Raw genomic sequence first — 10,029 nt, 5'->3', positions numbered from 1 at the left:
AGGGGGCGCGGAGCGGGCGCGAGCCGGACCAACACCGGCGAGCGTCGGGTAGCGAAGCGCCCGGCTCTCACTTCCGACCGAGCGAACAGCCGTGCCGGATCGCGGCAGCGGTGCTCGGCCGGGGCTGTGAGCGAGGGAGAAAGTGAGAGTCAAGGGGGCGCGGAGCGGGCGCGAGCCGGACAACAGGGGCGTTCTCTACGGCATCGGGGCGTACGGGATCTGGGGTCTGTTTCCGCTCTATTGGCCACTGCTGAAGCCGGCCGGGCCGCTGGAGATCCTGGCGAGCCGAGTGATCTGGTCGCTGGTCACCGCGCTGATCCTGTCCGTGTTCCTGGTCCCGCGCTCACGCTGGCGGAGGCTGCTGAACCGGCGGAACACCGCGCTGCTGGCGGCCGCCTCGATCACCATCGCGCTGAACTGGGGCATCTACATCTGGGCGGTGAACAGCGACCGGGTGGTGGAGGCCGCGCTCGGCTACTACATCAACCCGATCCTCTCGATCGTGCTCGGGGTCGTGCTGCTGAAGGAGCGGCTGGCCAGACTGCAGTGGGTGAGCGTCGGGCTCGCGGTGGCCGCGGTCGTCGTGCTCACCGTCGACTACGGCCATCCGCCCTGGGTGGCGCTGACCCTGGCGGCCAGTTTCGCGACCTACGGGCTGATCAAGAACCGGCTCGACGCCGGTGCGGTCGAGACCCTCACCGTGGAGTCCGGTCTGCTGGCCCCGTTCGCGCTCGGCTACCTGCTTCTCCTCCATTTCCAGGGCCAGCTGACCTACGGTCAGGGCGGCGCGGGTCATACCGCGCTGCTGATCCTGGCCGGACCGATCACGGCCGTGCCGCTGCTGCTGTTCGCTGCCGCCGCCACCCGGATCCCGCTCAGCACGCTGGGGCTGCTGCAGTACATCACGCCGACCCTTCAGTTCCTGCTCGGCGTGGTGTACTTCGGCGAGGCGATGTCACCGGGACGCTGGATCGGCTTCGGGCTGGTCTGGGCGGCGCTGGCGGTGTTGAGCGCGTACGGTCTGCATCGTGCCCGCCGCCGACGTCGCGACGACCGGGACGCAATCGGCCACGGGAGCGACGCCGGTGACATAGGCTCTGTCGGTCGGAGTTGGGAGTGAGGACATCGGTCAGATGACGACCTTCGAGGCGATCGAGCCGGACGCGGCATTCGCCGAGCTCGCCCGGCTGAATCTCAGCGACCAGAGCCTGACCGAGACGCTCCGTCAGGTCGGCGAGCTGGCCAAGCGGGTCGTCCCCGGAGTCGACGAGGCCTCCGTCACCGTGATCAACAACGACCGACCCAAGACCATGGTGTTCACCAGCCCGTTGGCGGTCCAGCTGGACGAGCGGCAGTACGAATCCGGCTTCGGTCCCTGCCTGGACGCGGCCAGCACGGGCGCGACGATCATCCTGGATCATCGCGCCGATCAGCCGCTCTATCCCGAGTTCACCCACGCGGCGCTTCGGGCCGGGGTGACGCATACCGCGGCAGTCGCGCTACTCGTGCCATACCGGACGGCCGGCGCCCTCAATCTCTACAGTGCCCGCGACGAACCGTTCTCCGACGAGGCGGTGACCTTCGCGGAGCGGTTCGCAGGCTATGCGGCGTTCGCGGTGTCGAACGCCGATCATCTGGACAGCGCCGAGGAGCTGGCTCGGCAGTTGCAGGAAGCCATGCGCTCACGGGCAGTGATCGAGCAGGCGAAGGGCATCCTGATGGCCCGGCACCAGATCTCCGCGGACGACGCCTTCCGCCGGCTGGCCACCCTCTCGCAGAACACCAATACCCGGCTGCGGGAGCTGGCGGCCCGAGTCGTTGCGGACCCGGGCCGCTCGGCCTGACCTGTGCGAGACGTACGAATTCTCCGCGGCTGACCCACCGCTCGGTTAGGGTTTTCCCGTCACCGGCCGCCCGCGGGGTCGGTCGACACCCGACCAGCACCGCGGGTCACGCGCCGGAAAGAGACCACATCCGTGAGCAATCCGCAGCCGCCGTCGTCAGGTCCCGACCCGCGCCAGCCCAACCAGCCGTACGGGCAGCCCAACCAGCCCTACGGGCAGCCCAACCAGCCCTACGGCCAGCCCAGCCAGCCCTACGGCCAGCCCAACCAGCCCTACGGCCAGCCGGTGCCACCACCGGCTCAGGGCCAGCCCGGCTGGTCGCAAGGTGCCGGCGGATACGGCGGAGCCGGATACAACCCGATCCCGGGCGGCGGGCCGATTCCGGGCAGCGGGCCGATTCCGGGCAGCGGGCCGGGAGCGCCCGGACCCGGCGGACCGGCCGGTGGCCCCGGCTATCCGCCCTACGGCGGCGCCCCGCAGCCGGGCGGGCCCGGCCAGCCGCCGAAGAAGTCGGGCGTGCCGAAGATCGCCATCATCGTCGGCGCCGGTGTGCTGGCGCTGATCCTGATCATCGTCGGCGCGTTCGCGCTGTTCAGCCGCGCCGGCAAGCCGGTGGCCGGCGAGGGCCCCGGGTCGAGCGCGCCCGCCGCAGAGGCGACCAAGGCATCGGACGCGGTGAAGGGCTATCTGGATGCGCTGGCGGCCGGACAGGCCGAGGCGGCGCTCGCGTTCGGCAAGGACCAGCCGGCGGACAAGACATTCCTAACCGACGCGGTGCTGGCCGACTCGCTGAAGCGGGCGCCGATCACCGACATCAACGTCCCCGAGGTCACCGACGAGAACGCCTACGAGGTCGCGGCGACGTACAAGATCGGCGACCAGCAGGTGAACGAGACCTTCTATGTCAGCAAGGAAGGCGACACCTTCCAGCTGGGCGACACGACCCAGGACGTGAACCTCGGATCGGTCCGCAGCAACACCGTACCGATGTTGATCAACGGCGTGAATGTGACCACGGACAAGATCACCTTGCTGCCGGGTTCGTACGCGGTGACCAGCGGGCTGACCAACATCGACTACGGCGCCAAGAGCACCGTCGTGATCAAGAGTCCGCAGGACTACGTGCCGATCGAGCTGACCCCGACCCTGACCAAGGCAGGCAGCCAGGCCTTCGTCAAGGCCGCCAAGTCCGCCATGGCCGCGTGCGTGGCGAAGAAGGAGCTGGCGCCCAAGGGCTGCCCGTTCGCCCTGACGAAGAAGTCCAGCCAGAAGGTCACCGCGAGCACGATCCAGTGGAAGTTGACCGGCAACCCGTGGGCCAACCTCAAGCCGCGACTGGACTATCAGAACCCGGCCACGGCCACGGCGGCGGCATCGATGACCTTCACCTTCACGGCGAATGGCAGCCAGGACGGGCAGCCGGGCACGTTCCAACCGCAGCGGCTCTACCGCTACGTGCAGATGGAGAGCGACGTCAGCCAGGACAACATCAAGGTGACGTTCCAGGGCTGAGATGAGCGACCAGCAGCCACCGGGGCAGCCGTCCGGGGAACCGCCGTACCAGCCGCCGGCCGGCGGCTGGTACGACCCCATTCCCGGCGGCCAGGCAGGCGCGCCCACTCCATATCCACCACCCGGCTACCAGCCCAGCCATTATCAACAAGGCCCGTACCGACCCGACCAACAAGGCCCCGACCAACCGGGCGCTTACCAACAGCCCTGGTCTCAGGGGCCCCGAGACCAGCAGCCGCCGGCGGGCTGGACCCAGCCGCCGGCCGGCGGTGGTCAGCCACCACCACGGAAATCGTCGACCGCGCTGGTGCTCGCCCTTGCGGGCGGGGCTATCGCGCTTGTGCTGATCGTGATCGTGGCCGGCATCGCGATCGGGCGACGAGACAAACCGATCACCGATCCGGTGCCGTCGAACCCCTCCGGCGGGCTGCCGTCCAGCGGCCTCAGCACCGCGCCGCCGTCCGCGACGGCCGCCGATGCCGTGCGCGCGTACTTCGCCGCGCTGACCAGCAACGACGCGGACGCCGCGCTCGCGCTCGGGGTCGACCGGCCGGACGAGAAGGCGCTGCTCACCTCGGCCGTGCTGGCCGAGTCGAACCGGATCGCGCCGATCAGGGACGTGACGGTCACGGACACCTCCGATCCCGGGGGCGGCACCGTCTCGGTGAGCTATCGGATCGGTGCGACCGCTGTGCGCGAGTCGATGCCGGTGGTGAAGGTGGGCGACGAGTGGCGGCTGGGACGGACGTACACCTGGCTGGATCTTGCCACCGCGACCGCGTACGGCCGCAACCCGGTGGTCGTGAACAAGGTGCGGCTGTCGCGGACCACGGCCGGCGTATTCCCGGGCACGTACGCCTTCGCCAGCGCCTCGAGATACACCTCCCTCAGCTCGAGGTCCGTGACGGTCGCGGGCCTCACCCGCACGCCGAGCACGACCGCCCTTCGGCTGCAGCTCACCAAAGTCGGCGTCGACCAGGTCCGCAACGCGGCCCGGAAGAGCGTGACGTCCTGCATGAAGCAGCGCAAGCTCCATCCCGCCGGGTGCCCGCTCGGGGTCAACCCCGGTGGATACCGGGTCGACGCGAAGACGCTGCGCTGGAAACGCCAGGGCGGCGACCCGATCGGCAAGGCCAAGGTGAGATTCGATGCCGCGACACTGGAGGCGTCGACCTCGTTCCGGTTCAGGGTCAACGGCACGATCCGGTGTCGCAGCAGCGCCGGCTCGGGCACCTGCACGGTGCGGATCGACCACAAGCGGACGGCACTGATCCAGCTCACCCGGCCGGACAGGGTCTACTGGAGCTGAAGGGGCCAGCCGAGGGGCCCACTGGAGCTGACGGGACCGCCGTGTCCGTGCCCGTGGGTACCATCGGCGGGTGACTGAGACCACGGCTGTGCCCGCGATCGACTTCTCCACCTTCGACGAGGCGGTCCGGGTGCAGGACGACCTGTTCCGCCACGTCAACGGACGCTGGCTGGCCGAGACCGAGATTCCCGCGGACAAGCCGCTGACCGGATCGTTCATGCAGCTCCGCGACGATGCCGAGGCCGCCGTCCGGGACATCATCACCGGCATCGAGCCGGGCGAGCCGGGCACCGAGCCGGCCAAGATCGCGGACCTCTACGCCAGCTTCATGGACACCGACCGGATCGAGTCGGCCGGCGCCGAGCCGATCCGGCCGCTGCTCGCCCGGGTCGACGCGGTCGAACGACCGGCGGACCTGATCCGGTTGCTCGGGATCCACCTCCGGGAAGGGATCGCCGGCCTGATCGACGTCGACGCGGAGTCCGATCCCGGCGACCCGAACCGCTACGTCATGTTCGTCGGCCAGGGCGGGATCGGCTTGCCCGACGAGGAGTACTACCGGCTCGACGGCTATGCCGCGATCCGCGACGAATACCGCAAGCACGTATCGGCGTCGCTGGCGCTCGCCGGCCTGCCGGACCCCGACGCCCAGGCCGACGCCGTGTTCGCCCTGGAGAGCGCGATCGCTGCGCGGCACTGGGACAAGGTGAAGACGCGGGACATGCGGGCGATGTACAACCTGCAGACGCTGGCCGAGTTCGAGGCCGCCTCGGCCGGCCTGGAGTTCCGGACCTTCCTGGCGGGTGCCGGCATCGAGGAGCAGACGATGGCCGAGCTGGTCGTCGCGCAGCCGTCGTTCTTCGCCGAGGTGGCCGAGCTGCTCACCGACGACCGCGTCGAGTCGTGGAAGAGCTGGGCCCGGTGGAAGATCGTCACCTCGCTCTCGCCCTACCTGAGGAGCGCGTTCGTCGACGAGCGGTTCCGCTTCTATGGCACCGTGCTGTCCGGCACGCCCGAGCTGCGCGAGCGGTGGAAGCGCGGCGTCGCGCTGGTCGAGGGTGCGCTCGGGGAAGCGGTCGGCAAGGTGTACGTCGAGCGTCACTTCTCCCCGGTGGCGAAGGAGCGGATGGACACCCTGGTCGCGAACCTGATCGAGGCCTACCGCCGCTCCATCACCGAGCTGGACTGGATGACCGACGAGACCAAGGCCAGTGCGCTGGACAAGCTCGCCAAGTTCCGGCCGCACATCGGCTACCCGGCGAAGTGGCGCGACTATTCGAGCCTGGCCATCCACGCGGACGACCTGATCGGCAACGTGTTGCGCACGGCGGCCTTCGAGCTGAACCGCTCGATCGACAAGATCGGCGCGCCGATCGACCGGGACGAGTGGCTGATGACGCCGCAGACCGTGAACGCCTACTACCACCCGCTGAAGAACGAGATCGTGTTTCCCGCGGCCATCCTGCAGCCGCCGTTCTTCAACGAGCGTGCCGACGACGCGGTGAACTACGGCGGGATCGGCGCGGTGATCGGACACGAGATCGGACACGGCTTCGACGACCAGGGCTCCACCTGTGACGGTGACGGCCGGCTACGGGACTGGTGGACCGGCGAGGACAGGGCCGCCTTCGAACAGCGGACGACGGCTCTGATCGAGCAGTACTCCCGGCTGTCCCCCGAGGGCGCCGACGGCGAGCGGGTGAACGGCGAGCTCACCATCGGGGAGAACATCGGCGATCTCGGTGGTCTCACGATCGCCCTGCTGGCCTACACCATCGCCCGCGGCGACAGCGAGACTCCTGCGCTGGACGGGTACACCGACGTCCAGCGGCTGTTCCTCAACTGGGGAGCGATCTGGCAGCAGAAGTCGCGGCCGGAGATGGTGAAGCAGCGGCTGGCGACCGATCCACACTCGCCGCCGGAGTTCCGCTGCAACCAGATCGTGCGCAATGTCCCGGAGTTCTACACCGCGTTCGACGTGCAGCCCTCCGATGCGTTGTGGCTCGCCGCCGAGGAGCGGGTCAAGATCTGGTGACCCGCTCCCGTTCGGTCGGCGACCTCGTGCTCAGTGCGCCGTCGGTCGGCGATCGGCCCTGACCCGGCCGAGCACCCGCCAACCGGTGACGCCGAGCACCGCCATCAGCGGCAGCACGCCCAGGGCCGGCAGGATCGGAATCGAGTACGGCAGGAACAGCATGCCCGCATAGCCGGCGACGATGGCGGGGATGCTCCACCAGCCGACGACGCCCGCGCGGGCGAGGCCGACGTACGCCATGATCAGCCCGGCCGCGATCAGCGGGGAGAGGCCGAAGCACAGCTGCTGCAACGGGTACGCCAGCGCCTGGTCCGAGATGGCCGCCGCCCGATCGAGCGGGAGCTGGCGAGCCAACTCCATGTGGAACCAGTCGGTGAACAGCGCCCCGGACAGGTTCAGCTGGAGCAGGGCAGCGACCAGCGCGCCGATCAGGGTGAGCCGAGCGCCGCGCCGACCGCGCACCAGCCAGGGCAGGACGAGCAGTCCGGCGCCCATCAGCAGGTTGCCGTAGTGCAGCAGGACCGCGGAGACCTGGGTCTGGAGTGGGTTGCGGGCCAGCGAGGCCAGGTAGGACATCTTGTCGTCGCCGGTCTCCGCCGGCGAGCTGGCCAGGCCCGCGACGAACAGGGCCGGGCCGGCGAGCAGGGCGATGCCCCCGACGACGGCCAAGGCGCTACCGCCGCCTCGGGTGGCGGCCCGGGCAGGACGGGCGGGACGGGCGGGACGGGCGATGGTGGTCTCGGCGCTCGTGATGGACATCATTTCTCCTTGTCTCGTTGACTTCTCGGCCCGGATCGGGCACAACGACAACGCTAGGGAGATCGGATCGCCAAGGCTGCCCGCTGCCGGCTCGATCCCGGTCCGCCGGTCGACGGAAGCCGGCGGGGGCAGGCCGTCCGGACGGGGGACGATCGACCGCCCAGCTGTCCCCCGTATGACGGACCCGAACCGCCGATGAGTTGCCTAGGGTGAGTCTCGTGCGCATCCGACCCCGTCTCGTCCGGCTGGCGCCCGGACTTGCCGCGGTGGGCTTCGCCGTGCTCGGGCTGGCGGAGATCGCCCTGGACCCGCCCGGCGACCAGCTGCTCGCCGCGATGATCGCCGGCTGTGCGGTCGCGGTGGCCGGCGCGATCGTAGCGATCTGGGCCCCGATCGTCGGGAGCATCGTGGTCTCGGCGATGTTCCCGGTGACGACGGCCCTCGGATTGACCGGGCCGACCGGCGTCGGCGTGCTCGCGTTCTTCCTGATGCCTGGCTGGGCGGCCTACCGCCGGCCCCCGCAACGATCCTGGATCGCCCCGGTCGCCGCACAGATCCTGGCGAGCCTCGGTGTGCTGATCGCCCGGTTGTCGCCGGGTGCGACCGGGGTGCCGTTCAACATCGTCTGGGAGAACCTGTTCTTCTCCTGCCTGGTCTGGGCGTCATGGGGCGTCGGGCTGATGGCCCGTCGCTGGAACGAACGGGCCGAACAGCTCGCGCGGCTCGCGGCGGCGCTGGACGCCGAGCGGGAGGCCGCCCAGCGCACCGCCGTCGTCCAGGAGCGGCAGCGGATCGCGCGGGAGGTGCACGACGCCGTCGCACACTCGGTCAGCGTGATGACGCTCCAGGTGGGCGCCGTCCGGCTGACTCTTCCGCCGGACGCCCCACAGGCGGAGATGCTGGCCGGGATCGAGCGGCTCGGGCGCGAGTCGGTCCAGGAACTGCGCTCGCTGGTCGGCATCCTGCGCGAGACGCCCGAAGGATCGCCCGCGCCACAACCATCACTGGCCAATGCGGACGAGTTGATCGCCGAGGTGCGGGCCGCGGGGCTCCCGGTCAGCCTGCGGGAGGTCGGCACCCGGCCCGAACTCCCCCGCGCCCTCGATGTGTCGGCGTACCGGATCCTGCAGGAGGCCCTGACGAACGTGCTGCGCCATGCCGGCCCGGTGTCCACCGACGTCACGCTGACCTACGACAGAGACGGACTCGCCATCGACGTCGCCGATCACGGGAAAGGTACGTCCGCACGGCAGCCGATCGACGGCGTCGGCGGCCACGGCCTGCTGGGGATGCGCGAGCGGGTTGCGATGTTCGGCGGCACGCTGGCCGCAGGTGCGGCCGAGACTGGCGGCTTCACGGTGCACGCCTACTTCCCGCTGGGAGAGGGCCGATGACCGAGACCGGCAAGCAGCAGACCGTCCGGCTGGTGATCGCCGACGACGAGGCGATGATCAGGGCCGGGCTGCGCATGCTGATCGACCATCAGCCTGACCTGGAAGTGGTGGAGGAGGCGGCCGATGGCATCCAGGCCGTCGCCGCGGTGCGCCGGTCGCGCCCGGACGTGGTGCTGCTGGACATCCGGATGCCGCGCAGCGACGGCCTGGAGGCGGCCCGGCAGATCCTCGCCGGCTCCACCAGCAAGGTGATCATCTTGACCACCTTCGACGAGGACGGCTATCTCGCCGAGGCGCTCCGGATCGGCGTCAGCGGCTTCCTGCTGAAGGTCGCGCCGCCGGAGCAACTGCTGGCCGCGATCCGCACGGTCGCCGCCGGTGCCGGGCTGCTCGACCCGGCGGTCACGCTCCGGGTGATCAAGTCCTTCGCTCAGGCGCCGCGGACCGACCCGCGCGCCCACGCCCTGCTGCAGACCCTGACCGATCGCGAGATCGACGTGCTACGGCTCGTGGCCGAGGGACTGTCGAACGCCGAGATCGCCGCCCGGCTCTATCTGGGCGAGGCGACGGTGAAGACGTACCTCTCCCGGATGCTGGCGAAGCTCTCGCTGCGCGATCGGGTGCAGGCTGTCGCCTTCGCCTACGAGAGCGGCCTGGTCCGCGCCGGCGAGCGCTGAGCGCCGGTGATCACCGATCCGTTACCCCGTGTCGGTCTCACCCGTGTCGATCTCGCCCTTGCCGGTCTCGCCGGCGCCGCGCTCGGTGTGGCGAAGATCATCCGGCCCCGGGCGTTCACCGAAACTTCACCGACATCTCATCGCGATATTCTCTTTTCGACAGCGGCGTCGCCTCGGGGGGAGGCAACGGCGGTGGTTGGGGGGACCAGCCTGCGGGCGGCCACCGCCGTGCCTCGGGCGCATTGTCAGCGTCGCGGCCAGCCCGGCTCCGAGTTCGTACGTTCTCGGTCCGAGGGGCACATCGTGCACGATTCCACCACCGCGACAGCCGCCATGCACCCGAGCCCGGACACCGCCGCGACAATACCGGCGCGTCGACCCGATGCCGAGGCGTCGGTCGATGCCACGCCGATCGCCCGCCGTCCCGTCAGCGCGAGCGAACGGCGTGCCGCCTGAGGCGCCTGGTCCCCGCCACCGCTCGACAGCGCGGGCCCGCCAA

The 10,029-nt window shown here is 70.1% G+C and carries 9 protein-coding genes; 8 read left to right on the top strand and 1 reads right to left on the bottom strand.

Annotated features, from left to right (window positions below; all coding sequences use genetic code 11):
• The first annotated feature begins 142 nt into the window (after nucleotides 1–142).
• The 5 genes from rarD (at nucleotide 143) to ABD747_RS07155 (ending at nucleotide 6,700) form a co-directional block, all read left to right on the top strand.
• Nucleotides 143–1,120, top strand: coding sequence for an EamA family transporter RarD (gene rarD / locus ABD747_RS07175; RefSeq protein ID WP_344802842.1), 978 nt, complete (start codon nucleotides 143–145; stop codon nucleotides 1,118–1,120).
• A 13-nt stretch (nucleotides 1,121–1,133) separates the two neighbouring features.
• Nucleotides 1,134–1,844: a GAF and ANTAR domain-containing protein gene (locus ABD747_RS07170; protein ID WP_344802840.1), complete on the top strand. Its 711-nt coding sequence runs from the start codon at nucleotides 1,134–1,136 to the stop codon at nucleotides 1,842–1,844.
• 132 nt (nucleotides 1,845–1,976) lie between these two features.
• Complete coding sequence (locus tag ABD747_RS07165; protein ID WP_344802838.1) at nucleotides 1,977–3,356, top strand: hypothetical protein; 1,380 nt, start codon at nucleotides 1,977–1,979, stop codon at nucleotides 3,354–3,356.
• Between the two features lies 1 nt (nucleotide 3,357).
• Nucleotides 3,358–4,665, top strand: coding sequence for a proline-rich domain-containing protein (locus ABD747_RS07160; protein ID WP_344802836.1), 1,308 nt, complete (start codon nucleotides 3,358–3,360; stop codon nucleotides 4,663–4,665).
• Nucleotides 4,666–4,735: 70 nt separating this feature from the next.
• Nucleotides 4,736–6,700, top strand: coding sequence for a M13 family metallopeptidase (locus tag ABD747_RS07155; protein WP_344802834.1), 1,965 nt, complete (start codon nucleotides 4,736–4,738; stop codon nucleotides 6,698–6,700).
• Between the two features lie 30 nt (nucleotides 6,701–6,730).
• On the opposite strand, the gene ABD747_RS07150 is transcribed toward ABD747_RS07155, so the two are convergent.
• A complete protein-coding gene (locus ABD747_RS07150; RefSeq protein ID WP_344802832.1) occupies nucleotides 6,731–7,459 on the bottom strand; it encodes a hypothetical protein in 729 nt (242 codons plus the stop codon).
• Nucleotides 7,460–7,677: 218 nt separating this feature from the next.
• Here ABD747_RS07150 and ABD747_RS07145 point away from each other — a divergent pair, with 218 nt between their 5' ends.
• Genes ABD747_RS07145 through ABD747_RS07135 form a run of 3 tightly spaced genes read left to right on the top strand, consistent with a single transcriptional unit; the run spans nucleotide 7,678 to nucleotide 9,986 of the window.
• Entirely contained in the window at nucleotides 7,678–8,853 is a 1,176-nt protein-coding gene (locus ABD747_RS07145; RefSeq protein WP_344802830.1) for a sensor histidine kinase, read from the top strand.
• Complete coding sequence (locus ABD747_RS07140; protein WP_344802828.1) at nucleotides 8,850–9,530, top strand: response regulator transcription factor; 681 nt, start codon at nucleotides 8,850–8,852, stop codon at nucleotides 9,528–9,530. The genes ABD747_RS07145 and ABD747_RS07140 overlap by 4 nt, the downstream gene beginning before the upstream one ends.
• A gap of 6 nt (nucleotides 9,531–9,536) precedes the next feature.
• Complete coding sequence (locus ABD747_RS07135) at nucleotides 9,537–9,986, top strand: hypothetical protein (protein WP_344802826.1); 450 nt, start codon at nucleotides 9,537–9,539, stop codon at nucleotides 9,984–9,986.
• The last annotated feature ends 43 nt before the right edge of the window (nucleotides 9,987–10,029 follow it).

It is taken from the genome of Microlunatus ginsengisoli, from assembly GCF_039537205.1.
GTDB lineage: Bacteria > Actinomycetota > Actinomycetes > Propionibacteriales > Propionibacteriaceae > Microlunatus > Microlunatus ginsengisoli.
This window is presented reverse-complemented; position numbering and strand designations above follow the sequence as displayed.

Coding starts and splice junctions, on each gene's coding strand:
- ABD747_RS07170 (WP_344802840.1), top strand. CDS start 1,134: ATGACGACCTTCGAGGCGATCGAGCCGGACGCGGCATTCGCCGAGCTC.
- ABD747_RS07160 (WP_344802836.1), top strand. CDS start 3,358: ATGAGCGACCAGCAGCCACCGGGGCAGCCGTCCGGGGAACCGCCGTAC.
- ABD747_RS07150 (WP_344802832.1), bottom strand. CDS start 7,459: ATGTCCATCACGAGCGCCGAGACCACCATCGCCCGTCCCGCCCGTCCC.
- ABD747_RS07140 (WP_344802828.1), top strand. CDS start 8,850: ATGACCGAGACCGGCAAGCAGCAGACCGTCCGGCTGGTGATCGCCGAC.